Origin of the sequence: Pseudonocardia sediminis (assembly GCF_004217185.1) — a bacterium.
GTDB lineage: Bacteria > Actinomycetota > Actinomycetes > Mycobacteriales > Pseudonocardiaceae > Pseudonocardia > Pseudonocardia sediminis.
This window is the reverse complement of record NZ_SHKL01000001.1, coordinates 1,088,668-1,107,988: the sequence shown is the minus strand read 5'-3', so window position 1 is coordinate 1,107,988 and position 19,321 is coordinate 1,088,668. Positions and strand designations below refer to the sequence as shown.

Here is a 19,321-nt window from a genome sequence, read left to right as displayed (position 1 = left end):
AGTCGGAAGTGACCGTCACGTTGTGGCGGCGTGATCGACCACAACGTGACGCTCGACTGCATGCTTCCGGTCGAGTGTCACGTTCTGGCGTTCGGACAACCGTTTCGTGACGCTCGGTCGGCGATCCCACCGTCGCTCACCGACCTCTGTTCCGCGGCCCGGGCGTTGACCGGATCCGGACACAGGTTTTAACTTGTGTTCAATGGGTGAGCCACGTCACCTTCGTCCGGTTCCGGAGGCCGCCACATGAGCACCGAGTCGATCCAGCGCACGACGGTCACCCGCTCCGAGTGGCCGGAACGCGACGAGATCCCGCTGCTGGAGACGACGGTCGGCGGGCTCCTGCAGCTGCAGGCCGAGCAGAACCCGGACGTCACGGCGCTCGTCGGGACCACGCACGCCGGCGAGCCCGGTCGCTGGACCTACGCCGAGATGCTCGGCTCCGCGCGCCGGATCGCAGGCGCCCTGCTGGATCTGACCGGACCGGGCGGGCACGTCGCGCTTCTGGCGCCGAACGTCGCCGAGTGGATCCACGTGCAGTACGGGGCGGCGCTGGCCGGGGTGACGCTCGTGGCGCTGAACCCGGCACAGACACCGAACGAGCTGGAGTACGCGCTGCGGCTGTCCCGGGCGACCGTGCTGATCCACGCCGACACCGCGCGGGGGCACGACCTGACCGCGACCGTCGCGCAGGTGACCGCCGCCGTCGACGCCGTGGAGCACGTGATCAGCCTGTCGGACGAGTCCGCGCTGCGCGGCGAGCCGGTCGACCTCGCCGAGCGGAGCGGACCCGAGCGGCCGGCGATGATGCAGTTCACCTCCGGCACCACCGGGCGTCCGAAGGGCGTCCTGCTGGCACACCGGTCGCTGGTGAACAACGCCCAGCTCACGATGCGCACCGCCGACGTCGGTGAGGGCGTCGTCGCGATCGCGCCGCTGCCGTCGTTCCACACCGCGGGCTGCGTGATCTCGCACCTGGGCCCGGCGTTCCTCGGCGGGACGGTGGTGCTGATCGAGAAGTTCGACCCGGCCGCGGTGCTGGAGGCGATGGCGCGGGAGAAGGCCTCGGTGCTGATGAGCGTGCCCACCGTGCTCGGCGCGGTGCTGCACGCGGCCCGGCAGTCCGGCGGCGAGGCCCCACACCTGGACACCGTGCTGGTCGGGGCGTCGACGGTGCCGGGCAGCATGATCGAGGCCGTCACGGCGACGTTCGGGGCGTCGGTGCACAACCTCTACGGGCAGACCGAGCTCTCCCCCGTGCTCAGCCTGACCCGGCGCAGCGACACCCGCGAGGACCTGGTCACCAGCGTCGGACGGCCGCTTCCGCACACCGGCGCGCGGATCGTCGACCCGGTGACCGGTGACGTCGTCCCGCTGGGCGTCGCCGGCGAGGTCTGCGCCCGCGGCTACAACCAGATGATCGGTTACCACGACGACCCCGAGGCCACGGCCGCCACCGTCGACGCCGACGGCTACGTGCACACCGGCGACCTCGGCTCGATGGACGAACGCGGCATGATCACCCTGTCCGGGCGGCTCAAGGAGCTGATCATCCGCGGTGGCGAGAACATCTCCCCCGCCGAGATCGAGATCGCCCTCGCCGAGCACCCCGCCGTCGCCGAGTCGGCCGCGATCGGACTGCCGGACGAGACGTGGGGCGAGATCGTCGCCGTCGCGGTGACGACGCACGAGCCGCCGCCCGACACCCTGGAGCAGGAGCTGATCGACCACTGCCTCGCCCGGCTGACCGCGTTCAAAGTGCCGGTGCGCTGGTTCTTCCTCGACGAGCTGCCGCACACCGCGTCGGGGAAGGTCCAGAAGTTCGTCCTGCGCGAGCAGCTGTCCTGACGAGGTCGTGCGCGGATATCGCTGCCGGAGCAGCGATATCCGCGCACGGGCGGCGTCAGCCGCCCAGGACGTCCTTGGCGCGGGCGGCGAGGCGGAACTTCTGCACCTTGCCGGTCGGCGTCGTCGGGAGCTCGTCGGCGGCGATGAGCAGGATGTGCTTGGGCACCTTGAACCGGGCGAGCTTCTCCTTGCACAGGGCGAGCAGCTCGGTGGTGTCCGGCGTGACGCCGGGTTCGGGCACGATCCACGCGCAGCCGACCTCGCCCCACCGGTCGTCCGGGACGCCGACGGCGTAAGCCTGGCTGACGCCCGGGTACCGGGTGAGCAGCTCCTCGACCTCCTTGGGCATGACGAGCTCGCCACCGCTCTTGTAGAGCTCCTTGCTGCGCCCGGTGATCTGCAGGTAGCCGTCGTCGGCGACGCGGCCGAGGTCGCCGGAGAACACCCATCCGTCGCGCAGCCCGGCCGCGGTCTCCTCGGGCTTCTCGAAGAACCCGAGCATGTGCGTCGGGCCGCGGGAGATCAGCTCGCCCTCCGCCCCCGCCGGCAGCTCGGTGCCGTCCAGGGGGTCGACGGCCCGGTAGTGGCACAGGTCGCCGCCGCGGTCGGGAAGGCCCGCGACGCCGGCGAGCTTGACCCGCCCGACCGTCGTCGAGTGCCGCTCCAGGGGGTCCTCGGGCAGCGTCATCGTCATCGCGCCGCCGCACTCGGTCATGCCGTAGCCGGTGGTGATCTCGGTGATCCCCAGCTCGGCCCGCACCTTCTCCCACAGCCACACCGGGGCCGGAGCCGCGCCGGAGAGGATCGCGAACACCGACGACAGGTCGCGGCCCGGCCGGTCCGGGGACTCCAGCAGCGCCACCGTCATGGTCGGCACGCAGAGGATCTCGGTGGCGCGGTGCCGCTCGATGCCGGCGAAGTAGTCGGACGGGGTGAACGAGGTGCGCGGGACGATCGCGCCGCCGACGATCATCGCCGCCAGCAGGCCCTCGACGTAGCCGAACATGTGGTAGCAGGGCAGCGAGAACAGGATCCGTCGTCCGTCCTCGAACGCCCTGGTCAGAGCCGAGGCGTAGCCGGTGCGCTGCACCGCGTCGTGGGTGACCATCACGCCCTTGGGCGACCCGGTCGTCCCGGAGGTGTAGAGGATGTCGCCGAGGTCGTCGGGTTCGGCGCGGGCGCCGTCGGAGGCTCCCGGGTGCTCGTCGCCGAGGACGCCCAGTTCGTCGACGGTGCGGACATGCTCGCGGGCGTCGAGGATCGTCGGGAGCTGCACGACGGTGTGCAGGTCGGGCAGCGCGTCGGTCGCACCGTTCTCCCATCCGGGCGCGATCTCGTCGAGCATGGCCGGGTAGTCGAGCCCGGCGAACCCGGTCATCGTGATCAGCACGGCGCACCGGGACTGGCGCAGGACGTAGGCCAGCTCGGCGGCCTGGTAGAGGTAGTTGAACGGGACGGCCACCGCCCCGGCCCGAGCGATCGCGAACTTCAGCGGCGTGAACTCGAGGTGGTTGGCCATCACCATGCCGACCCGGTCCCCGCGGCGGACCCCGAGTGCGGCGAGGCCGTCGGCGAGCCGGCGCGACCACGCCTGCGTCTCGGCGTAGGTCAGCGTCCGCTCGTCGGTCAGGACCAGCGGACGGTCGCCGAACTCGGCGGCGCAGCGGTCGAGGAACCCGTCGAGGGTCGTCGGCGACCACACCGGGAACCGCGCTTCCAGCGCCGCGCGCCTGCGCTCGATCGTCTCGGTCATCGATGGCCTCCTCGACATCCCCCGGAAATTTTAATCGAGATTAGTCACGTTTCGGAGGCCTGCGCAACGCCCGCTCCGGCGCCGGTCGTCGAGCCGAACATCGTCACCATCTGGTCCTCGCGCAGCTGGACGAACAGCGCGTCGGCCTCGGTCAGGACCACGTCCGGCTCCGCCTCGGCGCAGATCGTGCCGCGGACGGTCACCCGGCGGCCCTCGATCCCGACCAGCTCGCCGGTGATCACCAGCGGCGTGTGCAGCGGGACCGGCTTCCGATACCGCAGCTCGAGACCGGCGGTCATCGAGGGCGCGGTCGCGTGCGCGATCACGGTCCGGCCGAGGACGTCGTCGAGCAGCACCGCCAGGATGCCTCCGTGGGCGAGGGTGAAGTGCCCCTCGTGCGCCAGGCCGACCGTCGCCCGCCCGATGACGCGGCCGTCCACCATCCTCGCGACGACCGGCGGCGCCGTCGGGTTGGCGGGGCCGGAGCCGGCGTTGAACATCCGGATCCCGGCGTCGAAGTCGTCCACCGAGGGCACCTCGTGCAGACCGCGGGTCTTCGCGCCGAGCGTCCCGGTCAGTGCGCGGAGCGTCTCCGTCGCCTCGTCGAGCACGTCGGTCGGCATCTCGGTGGAGACCATGACGTGGGTGAGCTCGCGCAGCTGCTCACCGAGCCGGGTGATCGCCGCGCGGCGGGTCTCGATGTCGCCGTCGTCGGGGAGTTCGTGGTCGTCCACGGGCACGCTCCTTCTGTCGTCGACGCCCGACACTAGGTTCGCCGGGTGCGCGGTGATCGTCGGGTGTGTCCGGACCCACCGCGGGCGCCGTAGGATCGCCGGCGTGGCACGACGGGCGTCCGCGCAGGTGAGCGACGACGGCGCGCGGCCGGACTCGAAGTCGGCGCGTACGCGGGAGCGGATCCTCGACGCCGCCGCGGAGGTCCTCAATCGCAACGGCTACGCCGGCACCCGCCTGTCCGACATCGCCGAGATCGCGCAGCTGCAGGCTCCGGCGATCTACTACTACTTCCCGTCCCGCGACGACGTCATCCAGGAGGTCGTGCAGGTCGGGCTGCGCCGCACGATGGCCCACGTCGAGGTCTCGCTGGCCGCGATGCCCGCCGACGCCACCGGCATGGAACGGATCCTGACCGCGGTCGCCGCGCACCTCGAGGTGGTCCTGCAGGACTCGGCCTACTCCGCCGCCGCGATCCGCAACGCCGCCCAGCTGCCGACCGAGATCCGCGAGGTCCAGCTCGTCGACCAGCGCCGCTACGGCGACCTGTGGCGCTCCCTGATCGACGACGCCGTCGCCGCCGGCGAGATCGAGCCCCGCCTCGACCCGGGTGCGGCCCGGATGCTCGTCATCGGCGCCCTGAACTGGGCCCCGGAGTGGTGGCGCGAGGAGCGCGGCTCGCTGGCCGACACCGTCCGCACGGCGCAGCTCCTGGTCCGCCGCGGCCTGGGCACCGGCAGCGACTGAGCGCCCACCCTGGCCCCGGACCGGCCGCATATTCTATCTTCGTTTCAAAACACGAGGAGCTCTCATGCGGCGCACGCTCTACACCGACGACCACGAGCAGTACCGGGCCACGGTGCGGGAGTTCCTGGCCCGTGATGTCGCTCCCCGCTTCCTCGACTGGGAGGCCGAGCGGCGGATCGACCGCGAGGTCTTCCGCACCGCGGCGGAGCAGGGCGTCTACGCACTGTCCGTCCCCGAGGAGTACGGCGGCTCCGGCGAGACCGACTACCGCTACCGGATGGTCGTCAACGAAGAGGTCGCCCGAATCGGGGCGACGTCGTTCGGGATGACGCTGGGCCTGCAGGACGACTTGGTGCTCGCTTACCTGCTCGACCTCACGACCGAGGAGCAGCGCAAGCGCTGGCTCGTCCCGTTCACCCGCGGCGAGCTGCTCGGCGCGCTGGCGATGACCGAGCCCGGCACCGGCAGCGACCTGCAGGGCATCCGGACCGCCGCGCACCGTGACGTTCCGGGGGACGAGACCAGCGACTGGATCCTCACCGGCTCCAAGACGTTCATCTCCAGCGCGGCCACCGCCGACGTCGTGATCGTCGCGGTGCGCACCGACCCGGACGCCGGGTCACACGGCTTCAGCCTGCTCATGGTCGAGCGCGACATGCCCGGCTTCACCCGCGGGCGGACCCTGGAGAAGGTCGGACTGCACGGCCAGGACACCGGCGAGCTGTACTTCGACCGGGTCCGCGTCCCGGCCGAGAACCTGATCGGCACCGAGGGCCGCGGGATGGCACACCTGATGAGCCACCTCCCGCAGGAGCGGCTCGGCATCATCGCCTCGGCCTACACCGTCGCCCGGGAGGTCTACTCCGCGACGGTGCGCTACTGCTTCGACCGCACCGCGTTCGGCAAGGCCGTCGGGGACTTCCAGCACAGCCGCTTCGTCCTCGCCGAGATGGAGACCGAGCTCGACGTCGCCGAGGCCTACGTGGACCGGTGCGTGCACGCGTTCAACGCCGGCGAGCTCACCGCCGTCGACGCGGCCAAGGGCAAGTGGTACCTCTCCGAGCTGCAGAAACGCGTCACCGACCAGTGCGTGCAGCTGCACGGCGGGTACGGCTACATGCTGGAGTACCCGGTCGCCCGGGCGTTCGTCGACGGCCGGATCCAGACGATCTACGGCGGCACCACCGAGATCATGAAGGAGATCATCGGGCGCGACATCGCCGGACGAGCGCGTCCCTGAGCGCCCGGGGACGCCCGCGCCATACGATCGGCCGATGCCCCGCCGGACGCCGCGACACGAGACCGAGGGGCCGGGGTCGAAGTCGGCACAGACCCGCGGACGCCTGCTCGACGCGGCCGCCGCCGTCCTCGCCCGCAAGGGGTTCGCCGGCTCCCGGCTCGTCGACATCGCCGAGCAGGCCCAGGTGCAGGCCCCGGCGATCTACTACTACTTCCCCTCGCGCGAGGACCTCATCGAGGAGGTCATGTTCGTCGGCGCGGAGGCGATGCGCTCGCACCTCACCGACGCGCTCGCCGCCCTGCCGCCCGGCACTCCCCCGGCCGACCGGATCGCGGCCGCCGTCGAGTCGCACCTGCGCCACGAGCTGGAGATCTCCGACTACTCCCGCGCCATCATCCGCAACGGCAACCAGCTCCCGGAGCAGGTCGGCGCGCGGGCGATGGCCGAGGTCGCGGCCTACAACGAGATCTGGCGCGGACTCGTCGCCGACCTCGCCGCGGCCGGGCAGCTGCGCACCGGCCTCGACCCGGCGGTCGCGCGGATGATGGTGCTCGGGTCGCTGAACTGGGCCGCGGAGTGGTGGGACCCCGAGCGCGGCGGGATCGACGAGGTCATCGGCATCGCGCAGTCGATGGTCCTGCACGCGCTGCGGCCCTGACGGCATGGCCCCGAGAGCCCTTTGACGGCCCGGTCCACTTAATTTACTCTGAATTAAGTAGCCGATCAGAGGAGATCCCGGTGCCCGACCCCACGCCCGAGGCCACGTTCGACGCGCTCGTGGTGGGCGCCGGCGCCGGTGGCCTGTTCGCCGCCGCGCGGCTCGCGCACGCCGGCTACCGCACGCTCGTCGTGGAGAGCCTGGACAAGGTCGGCGGACGCGCCTCCACCACCGACATCGACGGCTTCCGCGTCAACGACGGCGCCATCGTGATCGAGGTCGGCGGCATCACCGAGGAGACGTTCGCCGAGGTCGGCGCCGAGTTCGACGTCCGTGCACCGGAGGTCCCGGTGCTCTACCGGGTCGGGTCGAAGGACCTCGACGTCACCCGCGGCGGCTGGGGCCTGCTGCTCTCCCAGATGACGCGGCAGGGCGCGAAGCTGCTCAGCGGCATCGGCGCCGCCCGCAAGGACGACGACGCGCTGCCCGGCGAGGAGCTCTCCACCGCCGACTGGGTGGCGAGGTACTCGACCAACGAGGCCGTCCAGGGCGTCTTCCGCAACATGTGCGCGGCGGTGTTCGCGGTCAGCTCCGAGGAGCTCCCGGCACGGGTGTTCCTCACCTACTTCACTCGCAAGTCCGCGTTCAAGCGCTTCGGCTTCTGCCCGGACGGAACGATCGGCGTCTGGGAGTCCCTCGCCGCGACCGTCTCCCGCCGCGGCGGCGAGATCTGGCTGTCGTCGCAGGTGGAGGCCCTGCACGTCGCCGACGGGCGGGTCACCGGCGCGACCGTGCTGCGCGACGGCGCGCAGGTCGAGGTCGCCTGCTCGGTCGCGGTCAGCGACGCCGGCCCGGCCGCGACCGTCGGCCTGGTAGGAGCCGAGCACCTGCCCGCGGACTACCTGGAGCAGGTCCGGCTCAAGGACCGCCCGTGCTCGATGCTGGCCCTGAACTTCGCCAGCCGCGACCGTCTCGTCGACGTGCCGGGGATGTTGCTGTTCTCGAAGTCCCGGCGGCTCTGCTACGTCGCGAACTTCACCGACACCTGCCCGGAGATGGCCCCGCCCGGCTGGAACCTCTACGTCGGCGGCTCGGTCCCGAAGCCCGCGGTCGGCGACTTCGACGAGGAGCAGGAGATCGAGCTGCTCAAGGCGGACCTGCGCGAGCAGGTCCCCGGCTTCGACGACGCCCGGATCCTGTCGGTCGCCGTCATGCGCGACGGCTGGCCGCCGCAACGCGCGGTCGCCGGCTACGACCTGACGCCCGAGACGCCGATCGCGAACCTGTGGAACGTCGGCGACGGGGTCAAGGAGTATGCCAACGGCGGCACGACGGCCTGCGCGGAGACGGCGAAGCTCGTCGTCGACAGGATCCTGGAACGCCACCCGCTGCGCGCGACGGTCTGAGTCTCCGGGACCGCGGCAGCCCCTGGACAGCGGGACGCCGCACCGCGTTCGCTGGTGACCATGGACCGGGAGGCGGAGGCATGACCGAACCGGCGCTGCACGACGTCCGCGTGCTGGACATGACCGAGGGCATCGCCGGGCCCTACGCCGCGTCCGTGCTCGGTGATCTCGGCGCGGACGTCGTCAAGATCGAACGTCCGCAGGGCGACTGGGGACGGACGTCCGGCGCGATCCTGCACGAGGGATTCGGCTCGGTGTTCGTGGCGATGAACCGCAACAAGCGCTGCCTCGGCCTCGACGTGCGCACCGACGGCGGGCAGCAGGTCGTCCGGGATCTCGTGCGGCGCAGCGACGTGATCGTGTCCAACTACCGCCCCGGCGCGATGGACCGCCTCGGGCTGGGCTTCGACGACGTCACGGCGCTGCGGCCGGGGATCGTCTACGCCACGGTCAGCGCGTTCGACCCCGGCGGTCCCTACGCGGAGCTGCCGGGCAACGACACCGGCCTGCAGGCCGCGAGCGGTCTGATGGACCTGATCGGCGAGCCGGACGGGCCGCCGCTGCGGGTCGCGGTGCCGGTCGTGGACTTCACCGCGGCGCTGTTCGCGGTGCAGGGCATCCTCGCCGCGCTGCACAATCCGGCGAGCGCGCGGCGCGTCGACGTCAGCCTGATCAACGCCGCCGCGGCGTTGCAGGGCCTGCCGCTGACCGAGTTCCTGCACACCGGCGAGCCCCCGCGACGGCAGGGCAACCAGAACGCGTTCCTCGCCCCGGCCGGCGCGTTCGCCACCGCCGACGGCCGGTACGTCACCGTCTCCTGCCTGCGTGAGAGCCACTGGTGCAACCTGTGCCGGGTGCTGGGCCGCGAGGACCTGACCAGCGATCCCCGTTACGTCGACAACGCCTCACGGGTCGAGCACCGCACCGCCCTCAACGCCGAGATCGCCCCCCTGCTGGCGCAGCGGACCCAGGCCGAGTGGCTCCCGCTGCTGCGCGACGCCGACGTGCTCACCGCCGCGGTCAACGACTTCGACGACGTCGTGTCCGACCCGGGCCTCGGCCCGACGCTGCCGGTGAACGACACCGGCCTGTCCGGCGACGGCGGGTCCCGCGCCGTCGGGTACCCGGTGCGGTTCGACGGGCGGTTCCCCGCCCATGAGCGCGGTCCGGCCCGCGCGGGCGAGCACTCGGCGGAGGTCCTGCGCGACCTCGGCTACGACGACGCCGCCGTCGACGACCTCGTCACCGCCGGCGCGGTCTTCCTCGCGTCCCCCTGACCCGCCGACCCACGGAGGCCCGCAGCAATGGTCCTGATCACCGACGTCGACGACGTCCGGTACGTGACGCTGAACCGCCCGGACAAGCTGAACGCCCTGACCCGTTCCGACGTCGACGAGGTCGCCACCGCCGTCCACGAGGGTGCCGCGACGGCGCGTGTGATCGTCTTCGGAGGCGCGGGCGATCGCGCGTTCTCCGCCGGGATGCACCTCGACACGTTCGCCGGGCTGGTGGCCGACCCGGACCGGACCCCCGACGTCATCGGCGCCGTCAAGCACATGCTCGACACCGTCCGTCAGGCGCAGGTCCCGACCATCTGCGCCGTGCGGGGGCACTGCCTGGGCGCGGCGTTCGAGCTGGCCCTGGCCTGCGACCTGCGGATCGCCACACCGGGCTCGCGCTTCGGGCTCCCGGAGATCGATATCGGCCTGCCGTGCATCATGGAGTCGGCCCTGCTCTCGCAGTACGTCGGCCTCGCCCGGGCCAAGCAGATCATGCTCACCGGCGACGTCCACGACGCGGCGACCATGTCGGACTGGGGCTTCCTCAACGAGATCGTCGACGACGTCGACGCGCGCGCCACCGAGCTGGCGTCGTCGCTGGCCGGGAAGTCCCGGGCCGGGCTCGCGTCGCAGAAGCGCCTGTTCGAGCTGTGGCAGAACGTCGGCTTCGCCGAGGGCAGCGCGCAGAGCATCCACGAGATCGACCGGGTCTTCCACGACCCGGAGACCCACGAGATCGTCCGGCGGGTGGCGGGCGGGCCCGGCTGAGCCCGCCCGCACCGGCGATCAGTTCAGCTTGCGGGTGTCGGCGGGCAGGCCGCCGCCGGCGTAGACGTCCTCGGCCAGCTTGGCCAGGGCGGTGAGCGCGACGTTCTGGCTCCACGGGCCGTAGGAGACGCGGGAGACGCCGAGCTCCTGCGCGCGGGCCAGCGGGATCGAGCCGGGGATGCCGATCAGGTTGACCTTGCGCTCCCCGAGCGCCTCGACCAGGCGCCCGACCTGGGTCTCGTCGAGCTTGCCGGGCACGAAGAAGTTCGACGCACCGGCGTCGAGGTAGGCCTTGCCGCGCGCGATCGCGTCGGTCAGGACCTCCTCCGGGTCCTTGTCGCCGGCCTTGAGGAACGCGTCGGTGCGGGCGTTGAGCACGAACGGCACGCCCTCCTTCTCCGCCGCGGCGACGGCGGCCTCGACGGCCTTCACCGCGTCGGCCAGCGGAGCGACCTTGTCCTCGAGGTTCGCCCCGACCGCGCCGACACCGATCGCGCGGGCGACCGTGCCGCCCGGGTCGCCGTATCCGGACTCCAGGTCGGCGGTGACGGGGAGGTCGCCCGCGGTGCGCACGATCAGGCCGATGGCCTCGATCATCTCGTCGCGCGGGATGTTCTCGCCGTCGTCGTAGCCGTGCGAGGCGGCGATGCCGTGGCTCGGGGTGGCGAGCGCCTTCGTCCCCTCGGTCTCCGCGACGACCTTCGCGGTGATCGCGTCCCAGACGTTGACGACGAGCAGCAGCTCGGAGTCGGAGTGCAGCTTCTGCAGTGTGGCGGCCTTGTCGGCGGTGGTGACCATGACGATCACCGTAGGCCCGGCGAGTGCGGTCGGCAGGGCACGGGCGGGTGGCACCGGTTACCCGGCCCACTCCTGCGCCTCGCCGACGTCGGCCGGCCGAACCTGCACGACGTGCGAAAGAGCACAGAACGCAAACTTGCATGGCATGCACGTTCCGAAGGTACAGTCGTCCGGTGACCTCGACAACCGCGCCGGTGCGTACCGCCGGATCCCCCGACCCGGACGCGGCCGGCGCGACCAGCAGGCGCAGCGTGCTCATCCCGCTGTCCGGGCTGCTGACCGCGCTGTTCGTCGGCGTCCTGTCCTCCACGATCGTCTCCAACGCCCTGCCCCGGATCCTGGGCGAGCTGGGCGGCAGCCAGGCGCAGTACACGTGGGTGGTGACGGCGTCGCTGCTGGCGATGACCGCCTCGACCCCGATCTGGGGCAAGCTCGCCGACCTGTTCAGCAAGAAGCTGCTGGTCCAGATCTCGATCCTGATCTTCATCGTCGGCTCGGTGCTCTGCGGGTTCTCCACCAGCACCTCGGAGCTGATCGGCTACCGGGTGCTGCAGGGCCTGGGCATGGGTGGCCTGACGGCCCTGGCGCAGGTCGTGATCGCAGCGATCATCCCGCCGCGCGAGCGGGGCCGGTACTCCGGCTACCTCGGCGCGATCATGTCCGTCGCGATCGTCGGCGGCCCGCTGCTGGGTGGCGTCATCGTGGACTCGGCGCTGGGCTGGCGCTGGTGCTTCTTCGTCGCGGTGCCACTGGCCGCGATCTCCCTGGTCGTCCTGCAACGCACCCTGAGCGTGCCGACGATCAAGCGTGAGGTGCACATCGACTACCTCGGTGCCCTGCTCATCGCGGGCGGTGTCTCGGCGGTCCTGCTGTGGACCTCGCTGGGCGGCAAGAACTTCCCGTGGGTCTCCTGGACCTCGCTGGCCGTCCTCGGCGCCGGGATCGTCGCACTCGCACTCGCGGTGCTCACCGAGTCGCGGGTCCGCGAGCCGATCATCCCGCTGTTCCTGTTCCGCCAGCGCACCGTGGTGCTGGCGATCGTGGCCGGGCTGTTCGTCGGCGTCGCGATGTTCGGCTCGACGGTTTTCCTGAGCCAGTACTTCCAACTCTCCCGCGGTGCGACCGCCACCCAGGCCGGGCTGATGACGCTACCGATGATCGCCGGGATGCTGATCGCCTCGACCGTCGCCGGGCAGCTGATCACCCGGTACGGCCGGTGGAAGCGCTACCTGGTGCTCGGCGCGGTGTCGTTGACGGCCGGTCTGACGCTCACGGCCCTGTTCCTCTCCGCCGAGGTCCCCTACTGGCAGCTGGCGATCTTCATGGCACTGGTCGGGATCGGCATCGGCATGACCCAGCAGAACCTGGTGCTGGCCGTGCAGAACACCGTGTCGATGCGGGACATGGGCTCGGCGAGCTCGACCGTCGCGTTCTTCCGCTCGCTGGGCGGCTCCGCCGGTGTCGCCGGGCTGGGCGCGGTGCTGGCCGGCTCGGTCGCCGGCAGTGTGAACAGCGGGCTGGCCGCGCTGGGGATCCCGGCCGGGTCGACGTCGGTCTCCGGCGGGACGATCCCGAACCTCGCCACACTGCCCGACCCCGTCCGCCAGATCGTGACCGAGGCCTACGGCGCCGCCACCGCGCACGTGTTCGCCTTCGCCGCGCCGCTGGCCGCACTCGCGCTGATCGCGATCCTGTTCATGCGGGAGACCCCGCTGCGCACCACGATCGACATCGAGCCCGACGGCCCCGTCGACGAGAGCGCCGCCAGTCTCCCCCTCCCCCGCACCGGGCGTCACGAGCTCGTCTCCTCCGACGCCGAGCCCGCCCCGGCCCTGGCCGGCAGCACCGGTGGAGGACGGCACCGTGTCTGAGCAGGCGGTCCTCGGTCTGCGCGAGCGCAAGAAGCAGGCGACGCGCGTCGCGCTGGCCGAGGCCGCGCTGCGGCTGAGCGTGGAGCACGGGACCGACACCGTGACCGTCGAGCAGATCGCCGACGCCGCCGACGTCTCGGTCCGGACGTTCTTCAACTACTTCTCCGCCAAGGAGGAGGCGATCGTGGCCGGGGACGTCGACGCCGCCGGCCGGATGGTCGAGGCCTTCCGCGACCGCCCCGCCGGCGAGCCGCTGTTCACCGCGCTGCGCCACGCCCTGCTGGAGATGGTCGACGATCCCGACCAGCGCGACCGGATCACCGCGCAGCGCGGGCTCAGCCAGAGCCCGTCGCTGCTGGCGCACCGGATCGGCGCGTTCGTCGTGCGCGAGCGGGCGCTGGCCGAGGCCGTCGCCGAGCGGATCGGGGCCGACCCCGATCGCGACGTCTACCCCTCGCTGGTCGCGGCGTCGGCCATGGCCGGGCTCCGGGTCGCGGTGCAGCGCTGGCCGGGCTCGGCGTCACCGGACGCGACGGGGCCCGACCTCGCCGATCTGGTCGGTGAGGTGCTCGACCTGCTCTCGGCCGGGCTGCTGCACCCGCCCGCCCGGTAGCCCCTACTTCTCCCGGTGGTCGAGCAGCCGCTGCAGCTTGCCCACCGAACGTTCGAGGGAGTCGGGGTCGACGACCTCGCAGGCGACGCTGACCCCGATGCTCTCCTTGACCGCCCGCACCAGCTCCTCGGCGGCCGCCACGCGACGGTCGGCCGGTGTGTCGGAGCGTGCCTCGACCCGGACCGCGAGCGCGTCCATCCGGCCCTGGGTGGTCAGCTCGAGCTGGAAGTGCGGCGCGAACCCGGGGGTGCGCAGCACGATCTCCTCGATCTGGGTCGGGAACAGGTTCACGCCACGCAGGATGATCATGTCGTCGGACCGGCCGGTGATCTTGGCCATCCGCCGCATCGACGGCCGCGCGGTGCCCGGGAGCAGCGTCGTCAGGTCGCGGGTGCGGTACCGGATGATCGGCAGCGCCTCCTTGGTGAGGCTGGTGAACAGCAGCTCGCCCTCCTCGCCGTCGGCCAGCGGCGTCTGCCCAGAAGATCCAACAGAGAGCGGGTCGACGACCTCGGGCAGGAAGTGGTCCTCCCAGATGTGCAACCCGTCCTTGGTCTCCACGCACTCCTGCGAGACACCCGGGCCCATCACCTCGGACAGGCCGTAGATGTCCACCGCGTGCATGTCCATCCGCTCCTCGATCTCGGAGCGCATCTGCTCGGTCCACGGCTCCGCGCCGAAGATCCCGACCTGTAGCGACGTCGACGTCGGGTCGATGCCCTGGCGCGCGAACTCGTCGAGCAGCGTGAGCATGTAGCTCGGGGTCAGCATGATCACCTGGGGCGCGAAGTCGGTGATCAGCTGGATCTGCCGGGGCGTCATGCCCCCGGAGACCGGGATCGCCGTCGCGCCGAGCTTCTCGATGCCGTAGTGCGCGCCGAGGCCCCCGGTGAACAGGCCGTAGCCGTAGGCGTTGTGCACCTTGTGCCCGGGCCGCCCGCCGGCCGCGCGGATCGAGCGGGCGATCAGCCCGGCCCAGCGGTCGATGTCGCCCTCGGTGTAGCCGACGACGGTGGGACGCCCGGTGGTGCCGGAGCTCGCGTGGATGCGGCGGACCTGGTCCTGCGGCACCGCCAACATGCCGAACGGGTAGTTCTCGCGCAGGTCGGCCTTGCTGGTCGTCGGGAACTTCGCGATGTCGGACAGCTCGCGGCAGTCGTCCGGGTGCACGCCGTGGGCGTCGAAGGCCCGCGTGTAGTGCGGGACGTTCGCGTAGGCGTGCCGCAGCGTCCACTGCAGACGAGTCAGCTGCAGGGCGCGCAGCTCGTCGACCGACATGCGCTCCTCGGGGTCGAGGGTCTCCGGCGCGGGAGCATCCCCCAGCCGGCGCTGCATGGTCGTCACTGCGCACTCTCCTTCTTCGCCACCAGCGTGAGGACGTCGTAGCGGGCGACGGACTCGCCGTCCTGGCGGGTCACGTCGGCGTCCCATCGGACCTCGCCGTACCCGGCCGACTCGCGCGGCGTGAGCTGCTTGCAGGTCAGCGTCACGGTCAGCTCGTCGCCGAACTTGACCGGCGTCAGGAACCGCAGGTCGTCGACGCCGAAGTTGGCCAGCACCGGGCCCGGCGCCGGGTCGACGAACAGCCCGGCCGCGAACGAGACGATCAGGTAGCCGTGCGCGACGCGTTCGCCGAACAGCGGGTTCGCCGCCGCGGCCTCGGCGTCCATGTGCGCGTAGAACGTGTCGCCGGTGAACTCGGCGAAGTGCTCCACGTCCTCCTGGGTCACCACGCGCGGCCCGGCGACGAGCGTGTCGCCCGGCCGGAGCTCCTCGAGGTGCTTGCGGAACGGGTGCACGTCGGTCTCGTGGCGCTCGCTGCCGGTGACCCACCGCCCGGTGATCGCCGACAGGGTGTCCGGGTCGCCCTGGATCGCGGTGCGCTGCATGTGGTGCAGCACCCCGCGGATGCCGCCCATCTCCTCGCCGCCCCCGGCACGACCGGGTCCACCGTGGACGAGCTGCGGCATCGGCGAGCCGTGCCCGGTGGACTCCTTCGCGTCCTTGGCGTTGAGCACCAGGATCCGGCCGTGCCACGGCGCGACGCCGAGCACGACCTCACGGGCGAACGCGGTGTCGCCGGTGACGACCGACCCGGCGAGGCTGCCCTGCCCACGCGCCGCGTAGTCGATCAGCTGGGCGGTGCTCGTGTAGGGAAGGATCGTGGAGACGGGGCCGAACGCCTCGACCTCGTGCGGCTCGGCCCGCTCCGGGTCCCCGACCAGCAGCAACGGCGAGACGAACGCGCCGCGGTCGGCGTCGGCACCGGTCACCTCGACCGAGTCCGGGTCACCGAAGACGATCCGACCGGCGTCGGTGAGCGCCTTGACGCTGCGCCGCACCTCCTCACGCTGCTCCAGGCTGGCGAGCGCACCCATCCCGGCCGTTGCGGGATCCCCGACGGTGACCTTCGCCAGCCTCGCGGACGCCGCCTCGACGACGGCGTCGACGTGCTGCTCGGGCACGAACGCGCGCCGGATCGCGGTGCACTTCTGGCCCGCCTTGACCGTCATCTCGGTGGTCAGGCCCTTGACGAACAGGTCGAACTCCTCGGTCCCCGGCGTGGCGTCGGGGCCGAGTGCGGAGAAGTTGAGGGAGTCCGCCTCGGCGGAGAACCGCACCGCGTTCCGGACGATCGCCGGGTGCGCGCGCAGGGTCTGCGCCGTCGCCGCGGAACCGGTGAACGACACGAGGTCCTGGCCGGTGAGGTGGTCGAACGTGTCGCCGAGGCCGCCCGCGACGAACTGAAGCGAGCCCTCCGGCAGCAGCCCGGAGCCGACGATCAGCTCGACGAGCCTCGCGGTGAGGAACGCGGTCGGGCTGGCCGGCTTGATCAGACTCGGCACGCCGGCGAGGAACGCGGGGGCGAGCTTCTCCAGCGGGCCCCAGACCGGGAAGTTGAACGCGTTGACCTGGACCGCGACACCGTGCAGCGGAGAGCAGACGTGCTGGCCGAGGAACGTGCCGGCCCTGCCGAGCGGCGTCACGGCACCGTCGACGTACACCGTGTCGTTCGGCAGCTCCCGCTTCGCGAGGGATGCGTAGGCGAGCAGGACGCCGATGCCGCCGTCGACGTCGAACTTGGAGTCGCCGAGGATCGCGCCGGTCTGCGCCGAGACGGCGTAGAGCTCGTCGCGGTGCTCGCGCAGGTGCCCACCGAGTGCCTTGAGCAGGGCGGCGCGCTGGTGGAACGTCAGCTCGCGCAGAGCGGGTCCGCCGACGGTCCGGCCGTAGGTGAGCGCGGCACCGAAGTCGATGCCCTCCGACGAGATCCGGGCGACCTCGTCGCCGGTCACCGCGTCGTGCAGCGGCCTGCCCTCCCCGGGCGGGGTGTGCCAGTTCCCGCTGACGTAGCTGCGGAGCAGTGCTCCCCGGGTCTGGGTCATCGGTGACGCCTCCAGGTCTTCGACCGACCGTTCGTTCGGGTGGAAACTAGCACCGGACCCACCCGCTCGACCAGACCGGCGGGAACCCGGCTGTGAGCGGAAATCGTCGCCAGAACGACGATTTCCACGCACGCCCACCTCGCCTTCCACGCACGACCACCTCGCCGGCCGGAACGTCGTGGCACTCATGGGTCGTGACGTGCGTGCGGCGCTCGTCGTGGTTCACGAGTGCCGCGGGACCGGTCGGCCTGGATCGACCGATCGTTCGGTCGGACCCGCTACAGTGCCTCCATGGCCGACATCGACCCCGCCGTCCTGGTGAACCGTGACTCGACCGACCCCGCCGTCGCCGTCCTGACGCTGAACCGGCCCGCCCGGTACAACGCGATGACCGTCGAGCTGAAGGAGGCCCTGCTCCCGGCGATCACCGACGCCGCGGGCGACGACTCCGTCCGCGCGATCGTGCTGACCGGCGCGGGCAAGGCGTTCTGCGTCGGCCAGGACCTCGGCGAGCACGCCGCGAACCTGGAGAAGGACCCGGTGACGGCGTTCGACACCGTCGCCGAGCACTACAACCCGATCGTCACCGCGCTCACCGAGGCACCCAAGCCGGTGATCGCGGCGATCAACGGCCCGTGCGTCGGCGCCGGGCTCGGGTTCGCGCTGGCCGCCGACCTGCGGATCGCCGCCGCCGGGCTGAAGTTCGCCACCGCGTTCACCGGGATCGGCCTGACCGCCGACTCCGGGCTGTCGGCCAGCCTCGCGCACGCCGTCGGCGTGGCCCGGGCGACCGAGCTGCTCCTGCTCGGCGAGCAGTTCTCCGCCGAGGACGCGAAGAACTGGGGCCTGGTCCGCGACGTCGTCCCGGCCGAGGAGGTGCTGTCCGCGGCGCTGGAGCTGGCCCGGAAGCTGGCCTCCGGCCCGACCGCCGCGTACGCCGAGGTCAAGGCCGCCGTCCACTTCGGAGCGATCAACGATCTGCCGGCGGTGCTCGAGCACGAGGGCGCCGCCCAGACCCGTCTGGCGCTGACGCGTGACCACCAGCAGGCCGTCGCCGACTTCCTGGCGAAGAAGAAGCCGACGTTCGAGGGACGATGAGGATCTCGACCGCCGCCACCGGGTACGACCGGTGAGCGCCTCCCCGGCCGCGGATCCGGCTCGCCGGTCGAGGCGGCCCAGCGGCGGGGCCGAGTCGCTGCTGGAGGTCGCGGTCGGCGAGTTCAACACCCGCGGCTACGACGCGACGTCCATGGAGGACCTCTCGCGCGCGGCCGGGATCACGAAGTCGTCGTTCTACCACCACTTCACCGGCAAGGAGGCGCTGCTCCGCGCCGCCCTGGAGCGAGCGGTCGACGGGTTGTTCAGCGCCCTCGACGCCCCCGCCGCACGAACCGGTACCCCGACCGAGCGACTGCGCGCGATCGTCCGGGCGCAGGTCGCGGTGCTGACGGCCGAGCTGCCCTACGTCACCCTGCTCCTGCGGGTGCGCGGCAACACCGAGACCGAACGCTGGGCGCTGGAACGCCGTCGTGCGTTCGACGCCGAGGTCACGGCGCTGGTGAAAGCCGCCGTCGACGCCGGCGAGGTGCGCGCCGGCGTGGACCCGGCCCTGGCCGCGAAACTGCTCGGCGGGCTGATCAACTCGATCGTCGAGTGGTACCGCCCGGGCCGTCCCGGCACCGACACGCTGCCGGACGACGTCGCCGCGGCCGCGTTCGTCGGGATCATCCCGGCCCGATGAGCGCCACACCGTGACCGACCCCTCCGCTCTCGACCTGCGGGTGCGCAGCACGATCGACGACGTCGCCCTGTCGACGTTGCACGCCCGCGCGTTCGGGGAGACGCCGCGCCTGCGCCCGTGGTCGGCGCAGCTGAAACGGCACAGCCTGTCCTGGGTCGGCGCGTTCGACGGCAACACTCTGACCGGCTTCGCCAACCTCGCCTGGGACGGCGGCGGGCACGCGTTCCTGCTCGACGTCGTCGTGCACCCCTCGCGTCAGCGCCGGGGCATCGGCCGCGCGCTCGTCACCGAGGCGGTCCGGCAGGCCACCGACTCCGGCTGCAGCTGGCTGCACGCCGACTTCGCCGACGACCTCGCCCCGTTCTTCGGCGACGTCTGCGGCCTGTCCCCCACCTCCGCCGGCCTCCTCCGCCTGCACCGCTGACGCCCCCACCCCGTCGCGTCGCCGAGTGTCACGACATGGCGGCGCGGATCGCCACT

17 protein-coding genes are annotated in these 19,321 nt (G+C 71.9%); 12 read left to right on the top strand and 5 right to left on the bottom strand.

Annotated features, from left to right (window positions below):
* Window positions 1-246: 246 nt before the first annotated feature.
* Entirely contained in the window at window positions 247-1,848 is a 1,602-nt protein-coding gene (locus EV383_RS05420; RefSeq protein WP_130288882.1) for a class I adenylate-forming enzyme family protein, read from the top strand.
* 55 nt (window positions 1,849-1,903) lie between these two features.
* On the opposite strand, the gene EV383_RS05415 is transcribed toward EV383_RS05420, so the two are convergent.
* Both EV383_RS05415 and EV383_RS05410 read right to left on the bottom strand, forming a co-directional pair.
* Window positions 1,904-3,601 (bottom strand): class I adenylate-forming enzyme family protein, encoded by a 1,698-nt coding sequence (locus EV383_RS05415; protein WP_130288881.1) that lies wholly within the window; start codon window positions 3,599-3,601, stop codon window positions 1,904-1,906.
* Between the two features lie 44 nt (window positions 3,602-3,645).
* Window positions 3,646-4,335 (bottom strand): PaaI family thioesterase, encoded by a 690-nt coding sequence (locus EV383_RS05410; protein ID WP_130288880.1) that lies wholly within the window; start codon window positions 4,333-4,335, stop codon window positions 3,646-3,648.
* Between the two features lie 103 nt (window positions 4,336-4,438).
* Between EV383_RS05410 and EV383_RS05405 the strand changes: the two genes are divergently transcribed.
* The 6 genes from EV383_RS05405 (at window position 4,439) to EV383_RS05380 (ending at window position 10,432) form a co-directional block, all read left to right on the top strand.
* A complete protein-coding gene (locus EV383_RS05405; RefSeq protein ID WP_242622912.1) occupies window positions 4,439-5,080 on the top strand; it encodes a TetR/AcrR family transcriptional regulator in 642 nt (213 codons plus the stop codon).
* Between the two features lie 64 nt (window positions 5,081-5,144).
* The gene (locus EV383_RS05400) at window positions 5,145-6,320 is read left to right on the top strand and encodes an acyl-CoA dehydrogenase family protein (RefSeq protein WP_130288878.1); all 1,176 of its coding nucleotides are present in this window, start codon (window positions 5,145-5,147) and stop codon (window positions 6,318-6,320) included.
* Between the two features lie 34 nt (window positions 6,321-6,354).
* Window positions 6,355-6,978: a TetR/AcrR family transcriptional regulator gene (locus EV383_RS05395; protein ID WP_130288877.1), complete on the top strand. Its 624-nt coding sequence runs from the start codon at window positions 6,355-6,357 to the stop codon at window positions 6,976-6,978.
* Between the two features lie 80 nt (window positions 6,979-7,058).
* On the top strand, window positions 7,059-8,384 hold the full coding sequence (locus EV383_RS05390; RefSeq protein WP_130288876.1) for a phytoene desaturase family protein: 1,326 nt from the start codon (window positions 7,059-7,061) through the stop codon (window positions 8,382-8,384).
* 80 nt (window positions 8,385-8,464) lie between these two features.
* Window positions 8,465-9,661, top strand: a complete 1,197-nt coding sequence (locus EV383_RS05385; protein WP_130288875.1) for a CaiB/BaiF CoA transferase family protein — start codon at window positions 8,465-8,467, stop codon at window positions 9,659-9,661.
* 27 nt (window positions 9,662-9,688) lie between these two features.
* The gene (locus EV383_RS05380) at window positions 9,689-10,432 is read left to right on the top strand and encodes an enoyl-CoA hydratase/isomerase family protein (RefSeq protein WP_130288874.1); all 744 of its coding nucleotides are present in this window, start codon (window positions 9,689-9,691) and stop codon (window positions 10,430-10,432) included.
* 18 nt (window positions 10,433-10,450) lie between these two features.
* Here EV383_RS05380 and EV383_RS05375 read toward each other — a convergent pair whose 3' ends face one another.
* Window positions 10,451-11,230, bottom strand: coding sequence for an isocitrate lyase/PEP mutase family protein (locus EV383_RS05375; protein WP_130288873.1), 780 nt, complete (start codon window positions 11,228-11,230; stop codon window positions 10,451-10,453).
* A gap of 173 nt (window positions 11,231-11,403) precedes the next feature.
* Here EV383_RS05375 and EV383_RS05370 point away from each other — a divergent pair, with 173 nt between their 5' ends.
* Both EV383_RS05370 and EV383_RS05365 read left to right on the top strand, forming a co-directional pair.
* Window positions 11,404-13,101, top strand: a complete 1,698-nt coding sequence (locus EV383_RS05370) for an MDR family MFS transporter (protein ID WP_341273703.1) — start codon at window positions 11,404-11,406, stop codon at window positions 13,099-13,101.
* The gene (locus EV383_RS05365) at window positions 13,094-13,714 is read left to right on the top strand and encodes an acyl-CoA-like ligand-binding transcription factor (RefSeq protein ID WP_130288871.1); all 621 of its coding nucleotides are present in this window, start codon (window positions 13,094-13,096) and stop codon (window positions 13,712-13,714) included. Before EV383_RS05370 ends, EV383_RS05365 begins: the two co-directional genes overlap by 8 nt.
* A 3-nt stretch (window positions 13,715-13,717) precedes the next feature.
* On the opposite strand, the gene paaK is transcribed toward EV383_RS05365, so the two are convergent.
* The gene (gene paaK / locus EV383_RS05360) at window positions 13,718-15,049 is read right to left on the bottom strand and encodes a phenylacetate--CoA ligase PaaK (RefSeq protein WP_130293939.1); all 1,332 of its coding nucleotides are present in this window, start codon (window positions 15,047-15,049) and stop codon (window positions 13,718-13,720) included.
* A 5-nt stretch (window positions 15,050-15,054) separates the two neighbouring features.
* Window positions 15,055-17,100 (bottom strand): phenylacetic acid degradation bifunctional protein PaaZ, encoded by a 2,046-nt coding sequence (gene paaZ / locus EV383_RS05355; protein ID WP_130288870.1) that lies wholly within the window; start codon window positions 17,098-17,100, stop codon window positions 15,055-15,057.
* Between the two features lie 291 nt (window positions 17,101-17,391).
* Here paaZ and EV383_RS05350 point away from each other — a divergent pair, with 291 nt between their 5' ends.
* From EV383_RS05350 to EV383_RS05340, 3 genes are read left to right on the top strand one after another with little or no spacing between them, the layout of a single operon-like run.
* Entirely contained in the window at window positions 17,392-18,198 is an 807-nt protein-coding gene (locus tag EV383_RS05350; RefSeq protein ID WP_130288869.1) for an enoyl-CoA hydratase/isomerase family protein, read from the top strand.
* Between the two features lie 31 nt (window positions 18,199-18,229).
* Window positions 18,230-18,841 (top strand): TetR/AcrR family transcriptional regulator, encoded by a 612-nt coding sequence (locus EV383_RS05345; protein ID WP_130288868.1) that lies wholly within the window; start codon window positions 18,230-18,232, stop codon window positions 18,839-18,841.
* A 10-nt stretch (window positions 18,842-18,851) separates the two neighbouring features.
* The gene (locus EV383_RS05340) at window positions 18,852-19,265 is read left to right on the top strand and encodes a GNAT family N-acetyltransferase (protein WP_130288867.1); all 414 of its coding nucleotides are present in this window, start codon (window positions 18,852-18,854) and stop codon (window positions 19,263-19,265) included.
* The last annotated feature ends 56 nt before the right edge of the window (window positions 19,266-19,321 follow it).

Coding starts and splice junctions, on each gene's coding strand:
- paaK (WP_130293939.1), bottom strand. CDS start 15,049: ATGCAGCGCCGGCTGGGGGATGCTCCCGCGCCGGAGACCCTCGACCCC.
- EV383_RS05350 (WP_130288869.1), top strand. CDS start 17,392: ATGGCCGACATCGACCCCGCCGTCCTGGTGAACCGTGACTCGACCGAC.
- EV383_RS05420 (WP_130288882.1), top strand. CDS start 247: ATGAGCACCGAGTCGATCCAGCGCACGACGGTCACCCGCTCCGAGTGG.
- paaZ (WP_130288870.1), bottom strand. CDS start 17,100: ATGACCCAGACCCGGGGAGCACTGCTCCGCAGCTACGTCAGCGGGAAC.
- EV383_RS05385 (WP_130288875.1), top strand. CDS start 8,465: ATGACCGAACCGGCGCTGCACGACGTCCGCGTGCTGGACATGACCGAG.
- EV383_RS05400 (WP_130288878.1), top strand. CDS start 5,145: ATGCGGCGCACGCTCTACACCGACGACCACGAGCAGTACCGGGCCACG.
- EV383_RS05395 (WP_130288877.1), top strand. CDS start 6,355: ATGCCCCGCCGGACGCCGCGACACGAGACCGAGGGGCCGGGGTCGAAG.
- EV383_RS05375 (WP_130288873.1), bottom strand. CDS start 11,230: ATGGTCACCACCGCCGACAAGGCCGCCACACTGCAGAAGCTGCACTCC.
- EV383_RS05415 (WP_130288881.1), bottom strand. CDS start 3,601: ATGACCGAGACGATCGAGCGCAGGCGCGCGGCGCTGGAAGCGCGGTTC.
- EV383_RS05380 (WP_130288874.1), top strand. CDS start 9,689: ATGGTCCTGATCACCGACGTCGACGACGTCCGGTACGTGACGCTGAAC.